Origin of the sequence: Methylocystis sp. Sn-Cys (assembly GCF_016745395.1) — a bacterium.
GTDB lineage: Bacteria > Pseudomonadota > Alphaproteobacteria > Rhizobiales > Beijerinckiaceae > Methylocystis > Methylocystis iwaonis.
Window position 1 is genome coordinate 17,419 of record NZ_JAERVJ010000009.1, and the last position, 20,499, is coordinate 37,917.

Genomic DNA, 20,499 nt, shown 5'->3' on the forward strand with positions numbered 1-20,499 from the left:
CTTCAGGCGCGCCGCAAGCCTTCAGCCTCAGCGGCGCGAAACCCGGCGGTCGCGTCCTAGCGGCATGGACCTCGCCCTTCTTGCCCTCTTCGCGGCGCTCGTCACCGCGCTCTGCCAATCCGCCACCGATCTCGGCACCAAAGCCGCGACGCGCTATGCCGACGACCGCGCGATCCTCGCCGCCCAATGGAACGCCGGCGCGCTGCTGCTCGTCATCGCCTGCCTCATCGTCTATCCGGGGCTCGCCGCCGCGCCGATCGCGACGCTCGACGCGCTGACGCAGCCGGGCTTTACGAAGCTCCTCGCCTGGTCCGGCGTTCTCAACGTCGTCGCTTATTTCCTGTACATAAGGGGTTTCCGCCTCTCCGACGCCTCGCTCGTCGCGCCGCTGGTGCTGCTGACGCCGGTGCTGATGCTCATCACCTCGCCGATCATGACCGGCGAGCAGGCGCCGCCGATGGGGATGTTCGGCGTGCTGCTCACCGTGCTCGGCGTCGGCCTTCTCGACGCCAACCGGGCGAACGGCAAAAGGTTCAATTTCGCCGTCTTCGTCCGGGACGCCGGCGCGCGCTACATGCTCGTCACCGCCACGATCTGGAGCGTCACCGCCAATATCGACAAGCTCGGCGTGAAGGCCTCGACGCCGCTCATCTGGATCGCGGCGGTGACCATCGTCATCGCGCTTTGCGCGAATGTCTATTGGGCGCTCGGACCACGCAAGACGCCGCGCCTCTCCTCGCTACGCTACGCGCTGCTCGCGGGCTCGGCCATGGCCTTCGGCAATACGGTGCAGATGTGGGCGCTGACGATCCTGTTCACGCCCTATGTCATCGCCATCAAGCGCCTCTCGGCGCTCTTCACCGTGCTCGCAAGCTCCCATGTGCTGAAGGAGGAGACCGGCGGTCGCCTCCTCGGCGCGGCGGTGATGCTGGCGGGAGCCGTAATGATCGCGCTGGCGAGGACTTAAGCCCCTCTCCCCGCTTGCGGGGAGAGGTTGGGTGAGGGGCCCGGGTGATTAGCCCTGGTCTCGCGAGAGAGCCGCCAATATCGCCTCAGCAACAGCGTCGGCATTCTCATAAACCTGCTGGTTTCTGAAGCGGATCACCTGATAGCCCTGTGCATTCAAATAGTCTGAGCGTCGCACATCCGCCGCGATCTCTTCTTGGTTGGAATGCGTTTCACCGTCGATCTCGACTACCAACTTACATTCCCTGCAAACAAAATCAGCGATGAAAGGCCCAATCGGCTCCTGGCGCACGAATTTGAAGCCGCCAAGATTTCTATTCCTCAGCCGCCCCCACATGATCTTTTCCGCTGACGTGGCGTCGCGTCTCAGCTCACGAGACCGGCGGGTTTCGATGAAACGCAGACCACGCATGACAAATCTCTCAATTAATCCCCCGGCCCCTCACCCAACCTCTCCCCGCAAGCGGGGAGAGGAGCCGGCGCGCTCTTACAAAGTCATCTGATGGCCCGAAGGCGCATAGGAAAGCATAAAATCTAGCGCCCCACCGTCATGGCCGGGCTTGTCCCGGCCATCCACGCTGAGCCGCAGGCACGACGGACAACAGCCGGCAAAAGCCCCCTAGTCCTCCATCTTCAGCGCCGCAATAAACGCCTCCTGCGGGATCTCCACCCGCCCGAACTGGCGCATCTTCTTCTTGCCTTCCTTCTGCTTCTCCAAGAGCTTGCGCTTGCGGGTCACGTCGCCGCCATAGCATTTGGCGGTCACGTCCTTGCGGAAGGCGCGCACGGTTTCGCGGGCGATGATCTTGCCCCCGAGCGCGGCCTGGATCGGCACCTGGAACATATGCGGCGGAATGAGCTCCTTGAGCTTCTCGCACATCTGCCGGCCGCGCCCCTCGGCGCGCGTGCGATGCACCAGCATGGACAAAGCGTCCACCGGCTCGGCGTTCACGAGAATGCTCATCTTCACGAGATCGCCGGCGCGATAGTCGGTGAGCTGATAGTCGAATGAGGCGTAGCCCTTCGAGATCGACTTCAGGCGATCGTAGAAATCGAACACCACCTCGTTGAGCGGCAGATCATAGACCGCCATGGCGCGCTTACCGACGTAGTTCAAATCCACCTGTATGCCGCGCCGGTCCTGACAGAGCTTCAGCACCGAGCCCAAATAATCATCGGGCGTCAGAATCGTGGCGCGAATCCAGGGCTCCTTGATCTCCTCGATCTTCACGACGTCCGGCATGTCGGCCGGATTGTGCAGCTCGATCTCGTCGCCATTGGTGAGCAGGATTTTATAGACGACCGAAGGCGCCGTCGCGATGAGGTCGAGATTGAACTCGCGCGAGAGGCGCTCCTGAATGATTTCGAGATGCAGCAGGCCCAAAAAGCCACAGCGGAAGCCGAAGCCGAGCGCCGCCGAGGTCTCCATCTCATAGGAGAAGCTGGCGTCGTTCAGACGCAGCTTGCCGATCGCGGCGCGCAAATCCTCGAAATCGGCGGCGTCGACAGGGAAGAGGCCGCAGAACACCACCGGCTGCGCCGGCTTGAAGCCCGGCAGCGCCTCGTCGCAGGGCTTGCGGTCATCGGTGATCGTGTCGCCAACGCGCGTATCCGCGACCTGCTTGATCTGCGCGGTGATGAAGCCGACCTCGCCCGGCCCGAGCTGGGCGACGTCCTGCATCTTGGGGCGGAAGACGCCGATCTTGTCGACCTCGTAATGGGCGCCTGTGCCCATCATCTGGATCTTCTGGCCCTTTTTCAGCGTGCCGTCGAAAATGCGGACCAGCACCACGACGCCGAGATAGGCGTCGTACCAGCTGTCGACCAGCAGCGCCTTCAGGGGCGCCTTCTCGTCGCCCTGGGGCGGCGGCAGGCGGGTGACGATCGCTTCCAGCACGTCAGGAATGCCAATGCCGGTCTTGGCCGAGATGAGCACGGCGTCCTTGGCGTCGAGGCCGATCACCTCCTCGATCTGCTCCTTGATGCGGTCGGGTTCGGCGGCCGGCAGGTCGATCTTGTTGAGCACGGGCACGATCTCGTGCCCCGCGTCGATGGCCTGATAGACATTGGCGAGCGTCTGCGCCTCGACGCCCTGGGAGGCGTCCACCACCAAGAGCGAGCCCTCGCAGGCCTTGAGCGAGCGCGAGACCTCATAGGCGAAGTCGACGTGGCCGGGGGTGTCCATCAGGTTCAGGACGTAATCCTTGCCGTCCGCGGCCCGGTAATGCAGGCGCACGGTCTGCGCCTTGATGGTGATGCCGCGCTCGCGCTCGATATCCATGGAATCGAGCACCTGCTCGACCATCTCGCGCGCCGCGAGCGTCCCGGTCTCCTGGATCAGCCGGTCGGCGAGCGTCGATTTGCCGTGGTCGATATGCGCCACGATCGAGAAATTGCGGATGTTATCGAATTTGCGGGGGGTGCTCATGGCGCTTCGGATAGCAGCGCCCGGCCCCAAAAGAAAGGGCGCGGTTAACCCAACCGCGCCATCGTGGAGGCGGCCAAAGCCGCAAGCCGTCGTTCGAGCCATCGCCCCTATTCCCGGCCGGGCCTGCGGCCCGCCGGGAATGAGAACGGCTCCAGCTGGCCTTTACTTCTTGCCCTGCTCGGCGACCAGTTCCTGGACCTTCGCTTTGCCGAGCTTGTAGAGCTCGATCACCCGGGGCTTCGCCCAGACGTAGAACTCCTTGGTCAGCTTCACCGCCATGCAGCCGAGCTTGGTCGCGGTTTCGACGGTCTTGTCGAAATAGGGCAGCGCCGGGCTATCGGCCGGGATCTTAGAGCGCACCCAGGCGACGGCGGCCTTGGTCTTTTCCGCGAGGATGGCCAGGAGCACGCCGGTGAGGTCCGTCGGCGGCTTGGCGTCGAGCGCGCGGCGCAGCCGGGCGATCTCGGCCGAAGCGTCATCGGCGCGGCGAATCGCGTCCTTCAGCGAGGTCTCGACGGCGGCCTTTTCATGGGCGAGCTGATCGCGCTGGGACGTAACGTCGGCCACCACCTTGTCGTGATCGGCGACGACATCTCCGATAATCTGATCGCGCTCGGAGAGAACCGAAGCGAGCTGCTCCTTCAGATCGTCGCGCTCCTTGGCGTAGGCGTTGGCCTTGGCGACGATTTCGGTCTTCTCGAAGATCTGACGGTCGCGCTCGGCGCGGGCCGCCTTGAGCAGCTCCTGCAAATTGTCGACTGGGGACTGGTTATCGTCGTGCTGCGAAACGGATTCGTCGGTCATACCGCCTCCTGGAGAAGCTGAAAAAGGGATGGCGCGCGCAACGGATGTTGCAAACACGCGCGGTCAGTGGAGCGCTTGGCCTCCGGATCGCTCGCCGACGAAGTCCATCATTACGGTTAATTTTTCAATTACGCAAAAGCCGTGCGCTTTTGACGCAGCTTGGCGATTGCGCCCGGGCTTTATCGCTCATGCCCGCCGCCCTGCAGGCGCTGCAGCGTAGCAGCGCAATCGCGAGGCGCAGCAAGACATTTCTCGCGCGCCGCCGACACCAGCGCATCGGCGCCGGCCTGGGCCCATTCCCTGGCGCTGTCCTCGATCGACGGACGACGCGGCGGCTTGGGAGCCGCGGCATGCGCATGCGATTCGCGAGTCGGCGCCTCTGGTTCGCGCCATTGAACGGCGAAGATCACGATCGCGATGCAAGCCAGGCATTTGAGGAGAAAAATCACCGGGCGCTCCCCGACATCGCACGCGGCTTTTTCGGGCGCGCCCGATTGCGCTTGCGCTGCCGCCGACGCGCTCCAGTTTGTCGCGTTCGGAGATTAAGCAACGGTAAACAAGAAGGATCAAATCCGGCCGCCGATCGCAAGGAAATACAAACCATGCTGAGGTCTAAGAATGGGAATTAATAGGCGGCTGCAGTCGTTTAGCAGTCACTTAAGATAGATCTGCGAGGTTCCGGCGCAGTAGGAGCGCGTGATTTGAGTAAAATGGACTCATTCGAGCGGTCGGTCCCCTGGATCGACCATCTCATCCATGAAAGCGTTGGCGAGCGTCCAATCGAAATGGCGCGCCAACGCTGTTTCATCATGCCGCGCTTGCTGATCGCCGCTTGCGCGCTTCTCAGCGCGCCGATCTGGCTGTTTCTCCACGAAGCCCCCACGACGTCCGAGGCCGGCATCTTCGCTCTGGCGCAAATCCCGTTGATTTCGGTGGGCGTTCTCGCGCGCACAGGCAATCTGCGTCTCGCGCAGACTCTCTCGATCTTCGGCTGGCTCGCGATGGCGGCGGCCGTCGCAGCGTCGACCCAGGGATATGAGGCCATCAGCGTTACTTTGCTGATTATCGCGCTGATCGAGAGCGCGATGACCGCGCGCATCGTCTCGACGGCGATCGTCGTCGCTTCGGGCGTTGCGCTCATCGGCTATGCGGGCTTTGCGAATCTGATCGATTTCGAACGCGCCGTCAACTCCGCGGTCGTCGCTGCGCCGCTCATGCTCTACATCGCCTTCGTGGCGGCTTGCGCGATTCGCGCCGAACGCGCGCGGGCGCGCGCCGATTCGATCAGCGCGCGCGACCTGCGGTTGCTGACGGACGCCATCGGCGACATTGTTCTGCAATTCGATCGCAGCGGCGCCGTCGAGAACATCGTCGGCGACGCCCATAAGGCCTATCACCTCGAACGCCGCGATCTCATCGGACGCGGTTTCTTCCAGCGCGTGCATATCGCCGACCGGCCAGCCTTTCTGAAGCTCGTCTCCGACGTCTTCGAACGGCGCGCGACGATGACGGCCTTGCTGCGCGTGCAGGTGGGCCTCGCGCCCTCGGCGTCGGGCAAATATGTCGAGCCGGTGTTCAATTATTTCGACGCGCGCATGGGTCTCGCGCAGCCTGTCGACGGCGATTTTCCCAAGCTCGGCCAGGCGAACGCCGCGCCGCCGGTCGTTTGCATTCTGCGCGACGTCACGGTCGAAAAGCGCGCGGAAGACGCGATCGCCGCCGCGCGGGCCGAAAGCGAGCGCGCAACCGCCGGCAAGACGCGCTTCCTCGCCAATGTCAGCCACGAGCTGCGCACGCCGCTCAACGCCATCATCGGATTCTCCGAAATGCTCGCTAATGCGGAGCTCGCGCCCAACGATCCGGCGAAGCAGCGCGAATATGCGCAGATCATCGCCAATTCGGGAAATCACCTGCTCGAAGTCGTGAATACGATCCTCGACATGTCGAAGATCGAATCGGGCTCGATGCAGATTTTCCCCGAGCCTTTCGACCTCCCTTCGCTCATCGACCAATGCTGCGACATGGTGCAATTGAAAGCCGATCAGGGCGGCGTGACGCTCGATCGCGACTATCGCGGCAAAATGGACGAGTTCGTCGCCGACAAGCGGGCTTGCAAGCAGATTCTTCTCAATCTTCTCTCGAACGCCGTGAAATTCACCCCGGCGGGCGGGAAAGTCTGCGTGCGCGTCGCCCCGGAGGGCAATCTCCTGGCCGTGACCGTCGCCGACACGGGCATCGGCATTGCGCCGGGCGATCTCTCGCGTCTCGGCGATCCCTTCTTCCAGGCCAGCGCCGCGCATGACCGCGCCTATGAAGGCACCGGCCTCGGCCTTTCCGTGGTGCGCGGCCTCGTCGGCCTTCACGGCGGCGGCATCACTGTGGAAAGCGCGCCCAAGAAAGGCACCTCCGTCACGATCCGCCTGCCGCTCGATTGCCGCGAGCCGGCGCGCAGCACGAATCCTTCCGCCAAGATCGAAACCATTCCGCGGCACGGCGCCGACGCCGGCCACGAAAAAGGAACGGTGAAGAAAATTGCGTGACCTCTCGCTCAGCGCCTCCAGATACGACGAATTCCCCGAGGAACGCGCGCCCAGGCGGCGCGGCCCCGCTCCCGACCCGGAGTTCCACGACGAGCCGTTTCGCTTGCCGAAGAAGAAGCGTTCGGTGCTCGCGCGCGTTTTCGCGCCCCATCGCGTGGGCGTGATGTTGCTTTTGGGCATCGGCGGGCTGGCGTTTGTGGGCGTGCCGATGAACGCCCTCTTCCTGCAGGACGGCCATCACCCCGCCCCGCTCTTCTCCTCGCGCAAGCTTGCGCCGCGCTATGTCGAAGAGTCCGACGCGCCGACTCCGCGCGCGCGCCCGGCTCAGATGGAAACCGCCGTCGAGACGGATTTGGCGGCGAAGCCGGAGCCGGCGCCCGCGCTTCCCGCTGCCAAGCCGACAAAGGCGGACGCAGCGGCGCTGAAGGCCGTGATCCTGAAAACCGAGGCGTCGCCGGCCGCCAAGATCGAAAAGAAGCGCGAGCCCGTCTCTCACGATCAGATCGCGGCCATGCTGGGCGGCCCGGAGGCGGCGAAGTCCACGACCTCCAAGCCTGCTCGGACGCTCAATCAGACGAAGCCTCAGGCGCAGCCCCTGCCCAAGCCGGAGGCGCAGACGCAGCCCAAGGCCGAGGCGCAGACGCTGGCCCCGAGCGAGGGCGTGGCCTTCGCGCAGCGCGCGCTACAGCGGCTCGGCTATGTGGTGAAAGCTGACGGCGTGATGAGCGACGGCACCCGCCGCGCGATCGAAAAATTCGAGCGCGACAATGGCCTGCCCCCCAAGGGCGAGCTTACCGCCAAGGTCGCCAAGCTGCTGGCCAGCCGCGCCGCAACGCCGCACTGAGAGAGACAGGCTTAGACCGCGGACGCATTTCGCTCTAAGTTAGCGGCATGCGTCTGCGATCCGATATTTTTGTAGCTGCCCTCATCCGCCGCGCCGAGGTGGAGGGAGCGGTCGCCATGTTGCGGCGGCGCGGCGCCGCGGAAGCGGGCGCCGTCTTCATCAAGCTCGATCGCCTCGACGGCCGCGCCGCCGTCTACGGGCCCGCCCCGCAAAGCGAAGCGATGCCCGAGGGCGTCGATCGGCTGTTCTCCAAAGTCCACAAGGGCGACTGGGTCGAACCGGCCGAGGCGGAGGCCCGCCTCAAGCGCGAGATCATGTTCGACCCCGACCTTTGGTTCATCGAGATCGAAGACCGCGACGGCCGCGTCTTCGTCGAGCTGGCGGCGTGACGGACCTCACGCCGCGTCATGGCGGTGACGCGTTCGTGTCTTGATTTAGAAGTTTTTCGCTCTCGCCGCCGCTGTGGCGTGTCTTGCCGTCCAATAGGCAGCTCACCGTCACGTCGCCCATGACATTGATCGCGGTGCGACAGCGGTCCAGGAGCCAATCCACTGTCAGCAGCATGGCGATGTAATCGGTCGGCAGCGCCACGGCCTTGAACACCATGGTCATGGTGACGAGCCCGGCCTCCGGAATGCCGGCGGCGCCGACGGAGGCGATGACCGAGGTCAGAACGACCGTGAACTGCTGGCCGAGCGTCAGATGCATGCCGAGCAATTGCGCCACGAAAAGCGCCGACATGGCCTCATAAAGCGCCGTGCCGTCATTATTGAAATTCGAGCCGACGAGCGCGCCCATGCTCGCTGATTGCTCGCGCAGCCCCACATTCTGCCGCAGGCATTCATATGTGACCGGCATGGTGGCGGTCGAGCTGCCGGTGGAAAAGGCCATCACCAGCGCGTCACGCACGCCGCGGAGGAGGTCGAGCGGCCGCACCCAGCTCTGAAGCCGCACCCGCGTCATGTAATAGCCGGCCTGCAGCGCGAGCCCGATAAGGACAGCGAGCACGAAGCCGCCGAGCGCCACGAAATCATGGAAGCCTTTCACGCCGACGATGCTCGCGACAATGCCGAAGACGGCGAGCGGCACGAAGTCGATGATCCAGTGCAGGATCGCCACGAGGCTCGTGAGCGCGACATGCACGAGGTCTTCGACCGTGCGCACCTCATGATGCCTGACGCCGCGCAAGGCGACGCCGAAGGCCAGCGCGATGAAGATGACGCCCATGACCGCGCCGTCGTCGGAAAAGGGCCCGGCGATGCTCTTGGGCACGGCGTCGAAGAACTGCGCGAGCGGATCGACGGCGCCGGAGGCCTTGGCGGCGGGCGCCGGGGGCGGGCCGGCCGTCGTCCAGGCGCCGGGCTGTACGATATTGGCGACAAGCAGGCCGACGCCGATGGCGACGAGCGTATTGGTCAAAAGCAGGGCGACGAGCCGCCGGGCCTCGCCGCCGCCCAAATGGGCGCGCATGAGCGCCTGAACGATGGCGAGCAGAATGAGCGGCGGCGCCAGCGCGCCGAGCACGCGCAAAACGAGCTTGGCGGGCATGGCGAGCGGCGCGGCGTCCGCGCCGAGCGCGACGCCCGCGAAGAGGCCGAGCGCGACGCCGGCGATGATGCGCAGATAAAGCGGAATGGCGCGCCAGCGCGCGAGGACGCCAGCGGGTTTGGCCTGGGCGGATTGCAAGGGACGGGTTTCCTAAAAAGGTTGCGCTCTCGCCGAGTATGCCAGCTTTTTGCGGCTGACATGGGTTCCGCGTGATCGGTTCGGCTGTCATTCCCGACGCTCGCGCAGCGAGCGATCGGGAATGACAAACGCCAATGCGAGCTATTCAAACGGAAATGGTATGAGACGTGCGCAGCGGCATTTTGCGGCCTTTCAAGGCCACAACGTCTCCGGGGGGCGCCGCGCGCCCTTCCGCCCCACTCCCGACCTCACGCCGATTGATCGAATTTGCGCACCGTCTCCGCGCGCGGCAGAGCGCGTCGCCAAGCGGATGCAGCCGCCCCCTCGTCGCGCGCGCTGAGGCGGCGCGGCGCGTCTCTTTCGCCTTTGGCCGCCCCCGTCATTGCGGCGACGAGCTGCATGGCGGCGCGCTGGGGCGTCGAGCGCACCAAAGCGACAAGCGCGCGCACGCGCTCCACATCGTGGGCAATCGCCGGATCGGCGCAGAGAAACAAACGGGTCGCGGCGTCGGGGTCCACGCCCAGCGCCGCCAGCGCCAAGGCCAGCGCCTCCCCCTGACTATCCGAAACCACGGCGCGGGCGCGCTCTTTCCGGCAGTCCAGAGCGTCGGCGAGGAGCGCCGCCATCGCATCGCGATCCCGGCGCAGCGCGGCGCTTTCGAGTCGCGAGACGAACCCCGGCTCGGCCTGGCGCATCTCCATATGTCCGCTGGAGAGCGCGCGCCGGCAGGCGTTGAGGATGATCCCTGTGCGTTCGAGCCGCGTCGCCGCGAGAAAGAGCGCCTCGGGCTCGATGGCGCGATCGCCGCGATCGAGAAGGATGCGCGCCAGAGTAATGTCGTCGCGCGCCGCCAATACGAGCGCGCGCCGCGCCGCCGTATCGAGATGCGCGGACCAGTTGGCGGCAAGCGCGCGAAGCGTTTCCCTCTCGCCGCGCAGGGCCAGCGCGTCCACCATCTCGCGATCGAGATCGGTGCGCTGCGCCAGCGCGCGCACGAGCGCCGGCTCCCCCTGCCGCGCCGTTGCGAGCAGATGCTCGCGCGGCAGGCTTGGCGCGAAGGCCAAAGCCAGCTCCGCGCAAGCGCCGCCTTTCTCGAACAGGCGGGCGAAGATCGTTCGCGGGGTTTCCGCATAAAAGCACAGCGGCCGCACGACGCGGGCGACCGACCCCGCGTCGAGAAGATCGATGAGGCCGAGCGCGAGCTGTTCGAATTGCTTTATGTCGCCGATCGGATGCGCGGGTCGTTCAACGAATTGATCGACAACCACCCGCAAAAGCGAGGCGTCGGCAATTCGCCCGCGACTCTTGTCTGACTGCATGACGCGTCCACTACTCAAACACTTACGCAGATTTTGCTTTTCAAATTAACGTCCCGACGTTGACGGAACATTAACCGTCGCGGCTCCCTAATCGCAGTAACGCTTGATTCACCTTTTCTGCAGCGGTTGCGGAGAGTGATATGGGGGACGTCGTCGAGTTCCGAAAGCGCGAAAAAAGGTCGCGCCAAAGCAGCGAGCCGCCTATGGGCGACGCGCAAATCCTGTTCTTCCTCGGCGTGCGCTATCTCCACATGGAAGAGCCGCAGGGCGTCGAAGGCGGCGCCTCTCCCACCCATGGCCGCGGCCCGAGCGGCGGCAAAAGACGCAAGGGCCGCGCGAGCGCGTGAGCGCAGTTTAGCCTGCCGATAAACTGGCGTTGGCGCCCCTCGCGCTTCGAGACGCCTGCTGCGCAGGCTCCTCAGCAGGAGGGGCTTCTGCATCGGCGCCAAATACTTAGGCCTCTTCCTGAGGAGCGAGCAAAGCTCGCGTCTCGAAGGACGAGGCCGCTCGGAGCTTTGCCGACAAACCGACATGGTTCTTCCTATAACCAGGGCGTGGCGCGCCGGCGGAATCCGCATTAACCTTGCTCTGAGGCATCTGAACCCAGGGCGTTGGCGTGAGCGAGGCGACGCGCGCGGCCGAGAGAGACGAGCGCGAGGGCGCCCTCGCCCTCCGGCTCGCGCCGCACGCGCGAAGGCTCGCGAGCGCCCTGCGCGACGCCTATGCGCAGGAAACCGAGCTGCGGCGCCCTTTCCTGTGGCGCGCCGTCGCGACCGGCGCGGGCGTCGTTCTTTATTTCGCCGCCGAGCGTGAGCCGTCGCTCTTTTTATGCCTTGGCGCGCTGACGGGTTTTGCCGCGCTCGCCGTCGCCACGCGCCGCCATGCCCGCGCATATGCGCTCTTTCTCGCGCTCGCATTGGTGGCCGCGGGCTTTACCTCCGGCGCCTGGCGCGCCGCGCGAGTCGCCGCCCCGATCGTGCCGCGCGTGGGCGTCGGCGAGCTCACCGGCTTCGTCGAAGAAATCGACCCGCGTCGCGCCGGCGCGCGCTTCGTGCTGCGGGTTGCGAGCGCCGAAGGGCTGCCGGGCGGCGTGGCTCCCTCCCGCGTGAGGCTCACCATGCGCGGCGAGCCAACTTTCGCCGCGGGCGATTTCATCGCCTTGAAGGCCCGGCTGATGCCGCCGGCCCGCGCGGCGCTGCCGGGCGGCTACGACTTTTCTCGCGACGCCTTTTTCGCGGGGCTGGGCGGCGTGGGCAATGCGCTGGGGCGGATCGAAACCATGCCGCCGCCCGATCCTGCGCCGCTGTCGCTGCGCTTTTTCGCCTCGGTCGATCGCATCCGCAACGCCTTGGCCCTGCGCGTCTACAAGACAATCGGCGGCGACGCGGGCGCCATCGCCGCCGCCATGGTGACCGGCAAGCGCGATTTTCTGTCCGAGAGCGCGAAGGACCTCATCCGCCGGGCCGGCATTTTCCACATCGTCACCATCTCCGGCATGCAGATGACGCTTGTCGCCGGCATTTTCTTCGTCGGCCTGCGGCGCTTGCTGGCCATGTCGCAGGCGCTCGCGCTCAACTATCCCATCAAAAAATGGGCGGCGGCGCTCGCGATGATCGGCGCTATTCTCTACGACATCGGCACGGGGTCGCGTGTCGGCACGGAACGCGCGCTGGTCATGACGCTGATCATGCTCGGGGCTGTGTTGTTCGACCGCCCCTCGCTCTCCATGCGCAATCTCGCGCTCGCGGCCTTCGCCGTCATGGCCGTCGAGCCCGAGGCGATCATGGGCGCGAGCTTCCAGCTTTCCTTCGCCGCCGTCGCGGCGCTCATCGCCATCTACGAATGGCGCGGCGAGCAGCTCACCGAGAGAAGCGCGCGCACGGCTGGGGTTGGCCTGCGCAGCCGCCTCGCCGAGTGGCGAGAGACGATCGCCGAGCGTCTGCTGCATGGGCCCGGCGCGGCGCTTGTCGCAACGCTTTGCGCGACCTCCGCCACCGCCTCCTTCATGGCCTATGATTTCCACGAGTTGAGCCCTTATGTGCTCATCGGCAATCCCATGACGCTCATGGCGATCGAGTTTTTCGCCGTGCCCTGCGCTTTGGTCGGCGCGGCGCTCTACCCCTTCGGCCTCGACGGCTTCATCTGGCGCTACCTCGAGATGGGGATCAACCTCGTGATCTGGCTCGCGGGCCTCATCGCCAACGCGCCCGGCGCGAGCCTGCATGTGAAGGCCTTCGCGCCCTGGGCGATGGTTTTTCTGGCTCTCGCCGTTCTATCGGCGGTTCTCTGGCGCACATGGCCGTGGCGGGCGACGGCGATCCCCCTCGCTTTGATCGGCCTCATGGGGGCGACGAACGCCGAGCGCTTCGACATCGCCATTCCCGCGACGGGTGAGGCGGCGGCTTTGCGCAGGCCGTCGGGCGAGCTCGCGCTGCTCGGCAAGAAACCCGGCGCCTTCGCCGCGGAACAATGGCTGCGCGCCGACGCGGACACGCGCGCCGTCGACGAGGCGAAAGCGGCGTCCTGCGACGACTATGGCTGTATCGGAAAGGCCGCCGATGGGAGGATCGTCGCATTGGCGACGTCCCGCGCGGCGCTTCTCGAAGACTGCGCCCGCGCCGCAATCATCGTCACGCCGCTGCGGGCGCCGGAAGGCTGCGAAGCGCCGATCGTGATCGACCGGCGCAAGCTGGCGGAAACCGGAGCGGTCTCGCTGCGCATTCTGGAAGGCGGCGCGCTCGCGTGGACAACCGCGCGAGGCGTCGACGAAGACCGGCCCTGGTCGCCGAAACCCGCGCAGCAGGTAAAACGCGCGGTGACGCCGGAGGATGAAAGCGCTGAGGAAGCAGAGCTTGCAGAGCCGCTGGAGTAATCGCGTGAGAGGCGGATTGGGAATCCATGCGAAAACTACCGACCGTCATTGCGAGCGAAGCGAAGCAATCCAGGGCCGCGATGGCTGCCCCTGGGTTGCTTCGTCGCTTCGCTCCTCGCAATGACGGCGGTGCTGACTATGGAGGTCAATACTTCCGCAGCAAGCTCACCAGCTTGCCCTGGATGCGCACCTTGTCCGGCCCGAAAATGCGCGTCTCATAAGCGGGGTTCGCCGCCTCCAGCGCGATCGACGCGCCGCGCTTGCGTAGCCGCTTCAACGTCGCTTCCTCGTCCTCGATCAGCGCGACGACAATGTCGCCGGTGTCGGCATAGTCCTGTTTCTTGATGACGACCGTGTCGCCGTCCAGAATACCAGCCTCGATCATGGAGTCGCCGCGCACTTCCAGCGCGAAATGCTCGCCGCTCGACAGCATCTCGGGCGGCAGGCTGATGGTATGGCTGCGGCTTTGGATGGCGGAGATCGGCGTGCCGGCGGCGATGCGGCCCATCACCGGAATGGCCACCTGCTGATTCGCCTCGTCCTCACCGCGCTCGTGCAGCGGCCGAACGCGGCCCAGATTGCCTTGAATGACCGAAGGCGAGAACTTCCCGCCGCGCGCGGCCCCGCCGCCCCTGGGCGTCGCCGATTCGGGCAGCCGTAAAACCTCGAGCGCGCGCGCGCGATTGGGCAGGCGCCGGATGAAGCCGCGCTCCTCGAGAGCGAGAATAAGCCGGTGAATGCCGGATTTCGAGCGAAGGTCGAGCGCGTCCTTCATCTCGTCGAAAGACGGCGGAACGCCGGTTTCCTTCAGCCGCTCGTGGATGAAACGCAGCAGATCGCTCTGTTTCTTTGTCAGCATAATCCGCCCCTCGCGACACGAACCGCCGCGCGCCTCGCCCTCAGGCCGCGAGCCTCAAAACAAATCATGAACGATTTATAGGCGTTCCCTGTGCGTTCCGCAACAACTATTGCCGAGGCCGGGTTAACAAAGGCTTTTCAAAAGGAAAGCCGCGCCCGAGCGGGTAGCGCTCAATTATTCGCAAAGCGGCGTCGACGCCCCTCGCGCTTCGAGACGCCTGCTGCGCAGGCTCCTCAGCATGAGGGGCTTCTGCTTCTGCACCAAACACTTAGGCCTCATCCTGAGGAGCGAGCGACGCTCGCGTCTCGAAGGACGAGGCCGCCTAGGAGGTTTACCGACAGATTGAGTCGCGCCGGGACGGGGGGCGGCGCCCTACTTCTTCGGGTTGAGCGCCTTCTTGATCGACGCCGTCGGCCCGTTTTCGTCAGCCAGCGCCGACATCTCGCGGTGAGGCTCCGGCGAAAGCGCGCGGACGACGGTCGAGGCTTCGTGGCTTTGCGCCGCGGCCTTGGCGGCGGCCATGGTCACCACCGGGGATTTCGTCGCGAGCTGCTGGGCGGATTTGTCGACGGCGCGCGCCGGCTTCTCTTCGAGCGCGATTTCCGTCGGCCCCGTCAGCGCCTCGGGCCGGCTGGCCTCGCCCGCCTTCGAGGCGAAGCTCGGATGCTGGCCGCCGTCCTCATAGACGACGCGCACCGGCTTCACGCTCTGGGAAAGCTCGGCGATTTTCTCGTCGTCCTTCGCGGCCTTTGCGGAGACGCTGGCGACGAGATCAGGGTCGCGTTTGAGGGGCGGACAGGCCGAGACCGGGTCCATGGCGCCGCTCGCCGTCGCATTGAAGACATAGCGGCGACCGCAGAAAGCCACCTGCGGCTCCTGCTTCGTCACCTCGAAAACGTCGTTGCCTTCCTTGAGATTCTTCCAGAAGCCGATATTCGCGTCCAGCCGGTGCTTGGCGAGGTTTTCCGCGGTCATGCGGAACGGATAGGACTGCATCTGGATCGCGCGCTGGCCGCCGTCGAAGCTGGAGCGGGCGATGGCGTAGATTTCGGCGATCTGCGCGTCGGTCATGGAGAAACAGCCGGCCGACGAGCAGGCGCCATGCACCATGATCGTGCCGCCCGTATGGCCCAGGGCGCGGTCGAGCTGGTTCGGATAGCCGACGTTGAACGAGAGATAATAGGACGAGTTCGGGTTCATCTGGGCCGGGGTGATCGAATAGAAGCCCTCCGGCACCTGACGGTCGCCTTCCTGCGTCTTGGGGCCGAGCTGCCCCGACCAGCGGCACATGGGGAAGGTCTTGAGGTGGATGTAATTACCGTCCGCGCCCTGTTTCCAGATCTCGAGCTCCGCCTCTTTCTTATAGGCGCGGATCAGCATCGGCGCTTCTTTGGTGGTGCCGAGCTGCGCCATCTTGGCGAGCGTCTCCGGCGGCACGGGCGCGAGCGAGCGATGCGACAGACCGCTGTCCTGGCAGGCGGAAAGCGACAGGCCGGCGAAAGCGACGGCGACCGCGGCCGGCTTCAAGATCCGATGTTCCATGCGCTCAGCTCCCCTCAGCGCCCCGGCGCCCGCGCATTTTGTCGGCCGCGAGCCGTCGGGCCCGCCAGATGAATGCGAGCCTGACGGCTCGCGGCTCCAGATATGCAACCGCAGGATGTTTACGCTGCGTTGCGTAACTCGATTCTTACCGGGCGCGGACTCTTTGCCGCCCGTCCGGCAAGCTAACGAGCAGAATGGGACGAGAAAGTGTCGAAACCCCTTCGCCGGCCCAGGCAAACGCTGCAATTCGAGTTGTTTACCTTAACTCTTCGCTTCTATCTTGCGGCCCATGTTAAGGAATTTGTCCGCCCGCGCGGCGCGTAGCTGCTCGCGCGAGAAATTGGCCAGACGCGACAGCTCCGACCAGATGGCCTCGCCCACGGCGGCGATGGCGGCGGCGGGATCGCGATGCGCGCCGCCGGCCGGCTCGGAGACGATCACGTCGATGATCCCGAACTTGAGCAGATCCTGCGCGGTGATTTTCATGCTGGTCGCAGCTTCCTGCGCCTTGCCGGAATCGCGCCACAGGATGGAGGCCGACGCCTCGGGCGAGGCGACCGTATAGACCGCGTGCTCCAGCATCAAAACCTTATTGGCGGCGGCGATGGCGATGGCGCCGCCGGAGCCCCCTTCGCCCACGACGACGGCCACATTCGGCACGCCGAGGGACAGCGACACATCGGTCGAGCGCGCGATCGCCTCGGCCTGGCCGCGCTCCTCGGCGTCGATGCCCGGAAACGCGCCCGCCGTGTCGACCAGCGAAATCACCGGCAATCCGAAACGATCGGCAAGCTCCATGAGCCGCACGGCTTTGCGATAGCCCTCCGGCCGCGCCATGCCGAAATTATGCGCGAGCCGGCTCGCCGTGTCGGAGCCCTTCTCCTGGCCGATCACGCAGACGGATTCGCCCTTGAAACGGCCGAAGCCGCCGACAATGGCCGAGTCCTCGCCAAACAGCCTGTCGCCCGCGAGCGGCGTGAACTCGGTGACGAGCTGCTTGACGTAATCCGAGAAATGCGGCCGCTGCGGATGGCGGGCGACCTGAATCTTCTGCCAGGGCGTCAACACTGCATAAAGATCGCCAAGCGCCTTCGCCGCCTTGGCCTCGAGCTTGCTCAGCTCCTCCGCGATCGAGACGCCGTCGCCCTTGTCGGCCAGCGCCCGCAGCTCCTCCACTTTGGTTTCGAGTTCGGCGACGGGCTTTTCGAAGTCGAGATAGGAGCGCATGAGCGGTTGGATTTCCTGCCGGTTATGGGTGGCGCCCGGCGGCCTCTCGGGCGCGCGCAAACTCGCTGCATCGGCGCGGGAAGTCAAGAAAGGTCGGCGTTGCGGCGTTCTTCCTGCAATAGCAGCGTTTGGCGCAATCCGCCCGGCGCGGTAAAAGTCTGCGAGACATTGGAGCAATTGCGTGAGCTCGACCTTCGCCCCCGAAAGCCATTTCATCACCGCCCGCGATGGCCTGCGCCTGCATTATCGCGACTACCCCTGCCCGGCCGCGACGCGCCTGCCGCTCGTGTGCCTGCCGGGCCTCGCGCGCACGGCGGACGATTTTTGCCTCGTGGCCGAAGCGGCGCAGCAATCGGGCCGGCGCGTGCTGGCGCTGGATTATCGCGGACGCGGACGCTCCGAATGGGACAAGGACTGGCGCCATTACGATCCGGATGTGGAAGAAGACGACATCTTTGCCGTTCTCTCCGACGCCGGCGTCGCCAAGGCCGCCTTCTTCGGCACCTCGCGCGGCGGGCTTCACACAATGCGCCTCGCGCGCGCCCGGCCGGGATTGATAAGCGCCGCAATCTTGAACGACATCGGCCCCGTGATCGAAAAGAAGGGCTTACTGCTGATCAAGGGCTATGTCGGCAAAATGCCGCCGCTCCAGAAAATGAGCGACGCCGCCGCGCTGATGCGCCTGACCGCAAGCGTGGCCTTCCCCGCGATCACGCCCGAGCAGTGGGAAGTTTTTGCGCGCCAGACCTTCGAAGAAAGAGACGGCAAGATCGCGCTGCGCTACGATCCCGAGCTTGCGCATACGCTCGACGACATCACGCCGGAGTGCGAGGTCGAGGATTTATGGGAAGCCTTCGCGGCTCTCGCCCAGCACCCCATACTCGCGCTGCGCGGCGAGACCTCGAACATCCTCTCCATCGAAACCTTCGCTGAAATGGCACGACGCGCGCCGAGGCTCGAACGTCATACCGTCCCCGGCCAAGGCCACGCGCCGCTGCTGCTCGACCAGCCGACGATCGAGCGCGTGATGCAATTTTTGAATAAGCAGGACTGATACGCTCGCGCGTCGCGCGGGATGTGAAACATCGGTTGCGCGGCGTTGGCCCTTGCCTGTCGCGGCGCAATCGCATTAGCTTGCAACTGCGGCGTTTCAAGAAAAACCTTATGCGGGGCGAGAGATGGCTTCAAATTATTTTCGTAACGGCTTTCGTGCGCGCTTAGCGTTCTCAGTGTTCGCACTGGCGACAGCAGCCTCAACATCCGCTCATGCCGCCAAGCTGCGCCACGCACAAGCGGCGATAACGGCTCCAACCGCATCGGCAGGCGCGCCGCTGTCGGCGGATGACGTCTCCTGGCTCTTCCCGCCGCCCAAAAACGCCGATGACCTCGCCGACACGATCGCGATCGCCGATCTTACCGCGCCAGACCCGAAGGACGCTTCGAAACGCGAAGCCCTATGGCCTGCAGCCGCCTTTGCGCAGTTCCTCGCCAACGCCGAGGGCCCTGCGACGCAGATCGGAAGCCATCATGTGCAATTGCCCAAGGAGGCGCATGACATCAAGGCATGGCGAGTCGCTGGTTTGCGCATCGACCCCGGCGCGCCGGGGCTCACGCACGGCGTCACCGAGCAATTCGGACAGTCTCCGCAAGTGCGGTTCATCCTGCAGCCGGTGACGAGGCAAGCCAATGGCGCCGTGCAGGTTCACGACGTCGCCGCCCATCTTGTCTACACTTTCGCCGCCGGGTTCGACGCGCCCGCCGAACAAGGCTGCCAGGCGCGCGTCAAGCCGGACATGGACGCGTTCAAGAAAGTCGCGCGCGACTTCGCCGGTCTGCGCGACGATCTCGCGAACGGCCGCTTCGGCGCCGTGAAAATCTCGACGCAAGGCAAGCTGCTCGGCGTGCATCCGGGCCTCGCCGATCGCCGCTCGGCCAAGCCGCTGCGCGACGCGCTTGTGAATGTTCTCGAGCGCCATCTCACGGGCGGGAAGCTCAGCGCCATGGCGGTGATGGGCCTCGCCGACAATGGGCCCGAGCCCTGGATTTTCCTGGCCATGGCGCCTGTGGGGCCGGGCGTCGTTCCCTCATTGCCCAATGGCGGCTTCATTCCGGTGCGCGGACCGGCGCTCGACGGCAAGCAATTCGCCGAGGGCCTTGCGGTGCTGGAGACTCCGCATCAGGTCATCCCGACGCCGGCGCCCAATAATCTCAATCCCATCACCTGCAAGAACGCGGCGCTGCCGGCGGGCGAGGCGGCGCTGCCGGTGGCGCAACGCAAGGGGCTCGCGACCGCCGAACTCTTCGACCTCGGCGACGCTAAAATCTCCAACCCCGCCACCATCGCGAAAATTCAAGAAACCGTCGATCTCATCGCCGATCCGGCCCGCAGCCATTTCTTCAACACCGACTGCGTGAGTTGCCACACCGATACGCGCCGCGCGATGGATCTCTTGAAAAACGCCAGGATTCCCGGCGTCGATCCGGCGGCGCTGCCCCAGGAAAAATGGAACGTGCGCAATCTCGGCTGGTTCCCGTCCTTCCTGCGCCCCGGCAAGCTCGAGGCGACGGCGACGCGGCGCGCGGCGTCGGAAACGGCGGAGGTGGTTGATTTCATCAACAGCAATGGATTGGCCAAGCCGTAGAGAACCGTCATTGCGAGGAGCGAAGCGACGAAGCAATCCAGAGCAGCGGTGTGACCCTGGATTGCTTCGCTCCGCTCGCAATGACGGATTTGGTTCAGTCGACGAGAGTCACGCGACCCCATTAAAATCTTGATTGGCAGCGGTCATTGCGAGGAGCGCAGCGACGAAGCAATCCAGGGCAGTCACCGCGGCTCTGGATTGCTTCGCTTCGCTCGCAATGACGGATGGAGGTCGAGCGATGAGGGCTCCCGCTGTGTATATCGTCGCAAGCAAGCGAAACGGCACGCTCTACACGGGCGTGACATCTAATCTGGCCCGTCGCGTTTGGGAGCATCGCGAGGGCCTCTTCGACGGTTTCACCAAGCGCTATAGTTGCAAGCTGCTCGTTTGGTACGAATTCTACGAGACGATGCCCGATGCGATTGCTCGGGAGAAACAAATCAAGGGAGGGTCACGAGCCAGGAAGCTCACACTGATAGAAATCATGAATCCGACCTGGCGCGACCTCTACGAACATCTTCATTGAGCACCGTCATTGCGAGGAGGCGAAGCCGACGAAGCAATCCAGGGCAGCCACCACGGCCCTGGATTGCTTCGCTTCGCTCGCAATGACGGGATTTTGCTCAGCCGAGTGTTCCCAGCGATCTACATCGTCGCAAACAAGCGTCCCGCTTGATCTGGCGCGACGCACTCCACCTCGCGCACCCTCCACCAACATCCCCATGGATAACCGTCATTGCGAGGAGCGAAGCGACGAAGCAATCCAGGGC

Annotated in this window: 18 protein-coding genes; 9 read left to right on the forward strand and 9 right to left on the reverse strand. The window is 65.1% G+C overall.

The window, feature by feature from the left end; translation table 11 throughout:
* Nucleotides 1–64: 64 nt before the first annotated feature.
* Nucleotides 65–967 carry an EamA family transporter gene (locus tag JJT62_RS15945; RefSeq protein WP_202073775.1) on the forward strand — a complete coding sequence of 301 codons (903 nt, stop codon included), beginning with the start codon at nt 65–67 and terminating at the stop codon, nt 965–967.
* Nucleotides 968–1,015: 48 nt separating this feature from the next.
* On the opposite strand, the gene JJT62_RS15950 is transcribed toward JJT62_RS15945, so the two are convergent.
* The 4 genes from JJT62_RS15950 to JJT62_RS15965 form a co-directional block, all read right to left on the reverse strand.
* Nucleotides 1,016–1,378: an endonuclease domain-containing protein gene (locus tag JJT62_RS15950; protein WP_202073776.1), complete on the reverse strand. Its 363-nt coding sequence runs from the start codon at nt 1,376–1,378 to the stop codon at nt 1,016–1,018.
* A gap of 207 nt (nt 1,379–1,585) precedes the next feature.
* On the reverse strand, nt 1,586–3,394 hold the full coding sequence (lepA, locus tag JJT62_RS15955) for a translation elongation factor 4 (RefSeq protein ID WP_202073777.1): 1,809 nt from the start codon (nt 3,392–3,394) through the stop codon (nt 1,586–1,588).
* 162 nt (nt 3,395–3,556) lie between these two features.
* Complete coding sequence (locus JJT62_RS15960) at nt 3,557–4,198, reverse strand: hypothetical protein (protein WP_202073778.1); 642 nt, start codon at nt 4,196–4,198, stop codon at nt 3,557–3,559.
* Nucleotides 4,199–4,377: 179 nt separating this feature from the next.
* A complete protein-coding gene (locus JJT62_RS15965; RefSeq protein ID WP_202073779.1) occupies nt 4,378–4,647 on the reverse strand; it encodes a hypothetical protein in 270 nt (89 codons plus the stop codon).
* 261 nt (nt 4,648–4,908) lie between these two features.
* Between JJT62_RS15965 and JJT62_RS15970 the strand changes: the two genes are divergently transcribed.
* From JJT62_RS15970 to JJT62_RS15980, 3 genes are read left to right on the forward strand one after another with little or no spacing between them, the layout of a single operon-like run.
* Complete coding sequence (locus tag JJT62_RS15970; protein WP_246744955.1) at nt 4,909–6,738, forward strand: PAS domain-containing sensor histidine kinase; 1,830 nt, start codon at nt 4,909–4,911, stop codon at nt 6,736–6,738.
* Nucleotides 6,731–7,582, forward strand: coding sequence for a peptidoglycan-binding domain-containing protein (locus JJT62_RS15975; protein ID WP_202073781.1), 852 nt, complete (start codon nt 6,731–6,733; stop codon nt 7,580–7,582). Before JJT62_RS15970 ends, JJT62_RS15975 begins: the two co-directional genes overlap by 8 nt.
* Nucleotides 7,583–7,629: 47 nt before the next feature.
* Nucleotides 7,630–7,971, forward strand: coding sequence for a DUF1491 family protein (locus JJT62_RS15980; protein ID WP_202073782.1), 342 nt, complete (start codon nt 7,630–7,632; stop codon nt 7,969–7,971).
* 16 nt (nt 7,972–7,987) lie between these two features.
* Here JJT62_RS15980 and JJT62_RS15985 read toward each other — a convergent pair whose 3' ends face one another.
* On the reverse strand, nt 7,988–9,268 hold the full coding sequence (locus JJT62_RS15985) for a dicarboxylate/amino acid:cation symporter (protein WP_202073783.1): 1,281 nt from the start codon (nt 9,266–9,268) through the stop codon (nt 7,988–7,990).
* 248 nt (nt 9,269–9,516) lie between these two features.
* Nucleotides 9,517–10,587 (reverse strand): DUF2336 domain-containing protein, encoded by a 1,071-nt coding sequence (locus tag JJT62_RS15990; protein WP_202073784.1) that lies wholly within the window; start codon nt 10,585–10,587, stop codon nt 9,517–9,519.
* Between the two features lie 203 nt (nt 10,588–10,790).
* Between JJT62_RS15990 and JJT62_RS15995 the strand changes: the two genes are divergently transcribed.
* Together JJT62_RS15995 and JJT62_RS16000 are read left to right on the forward strand one after the other, a co-directional pair.
* Nucleotides 10,791–10,934 carry a hypothetical protein gene (locus tag JJT62_RS15995; RefSeq protein ID WP_202073785.1) on the forward strand — a complete coding sequence of 48 codons (144 nt, stop codon included), beginning with the start codon at nt 10,791–10,793 and terminating at the stop codon, nt 10,932–10,934.
* Between the two features lie 269 nt (nt 10,935–11,203).
* Entirely contained in the window at nt 11,204–13,459 is a 2,256-nt protein-coding gene (locus JJT62_RS16000; protein WP_202073786.1) for a ComEC/Rec2 family competence protein, read from the forward strand.
* 145 nt (nt 13,460–13,604) lie between these two features.
* Here the strand turns inward: JJT62_RS16000 and lexA are convergent, their stop codons facing one another.
* The 3 genes from lexA to JJT62_RS16015 all read right to left on the reverse strand — a co-directional run bounded on the left by lexA (nt 13,605) and on the right by JJT62_RS16015 (nt 17,087).
* Nucleotides 13,605–14,318 carry a transcriptional repressor LexA gene (gene lexA, locus JJT62_RS16005; protein ID WP_202073787.1) on the reverse strand — a complete coding sequence of 238 codons (714 nt, stop codon included), beginning with the start codon at nt 14,316–14,318 and terminating at the stop codon, nt 13,605–13,607.
* A gap of 372 nt (nt 14,319–14,690) precedes the next feature.
* A complete protein-coding gene (locus JJT62_RS16010) occupies nt 14,691–15,860 on the reverse strand; it encodes a murein L,D-transpeptidase family protein (protein ID WP_202073788.1) in 1,170 nt (389 codons plus the stop codon).
* Between the two features lie 261 nt (nt 15,861–16,121).
* Nucleotides 16,122–17,087 carry an acetyl-CoA carboxylase carboxyltransferase subunit alpha gene (locus tag JJT62_RS16015; protein WP_202073789.1) on the reverse strand — a complete coding sequence of 322 codons (966 nt, stop codon included), beginning with the start codon at nt 17,085–17,087 and terminating at the stop codon, nt 16,122–16,124.
* A gap of 181 nt (nt 17,088–17,268) precedes the next feature.
* Between JJT62_RS16015 and JJT62_RS16020 the strand changes: the two genes are divergently transcribed.
* From JJT62_RS16020 to JJT62_RS16030, 3 genes are all read left to right on the forward strand, one after another.
* The gene (locus JJT62_RS16020) at nt 17,269–18,141 is read left to right on the forward strand and encodes an alpha/beta fold hydrolase (RefSeq protein ID WP_202073790.1); all 873 of its coding nucleotides are present in this window, start codon (nt 17,269–17,271) and stop codon (nt 18,139–18,141) included.
* 175 nt (nt 18,142–18,316) lie between these two features.
* Nucleotides 18,317–19,729, forward strand: a complete 1,413-nt coding sequence (locus JJT62_RS16025; RefSeq protein WP_370568570.1) for a hypothetical protein — start codon at nt 18,317–18,319, stop codon at nt 19,727–19,729.
* Nucleotides 19,730–19,967: 238 nt separating this feature from the next.
* Nucleotides 19,968–20,255, forward strand: coding sequence for a GIY-YIG nuclease family protein (locus JJT62_RS16030; protein ID WP_202073791.1), 288 nt, complete (start codon nt 19,968–19,970; stop codon nt 20,253–20,255).
* Nucleotides 20,256–20,499 lie beyond the last annotated feature (244 nt).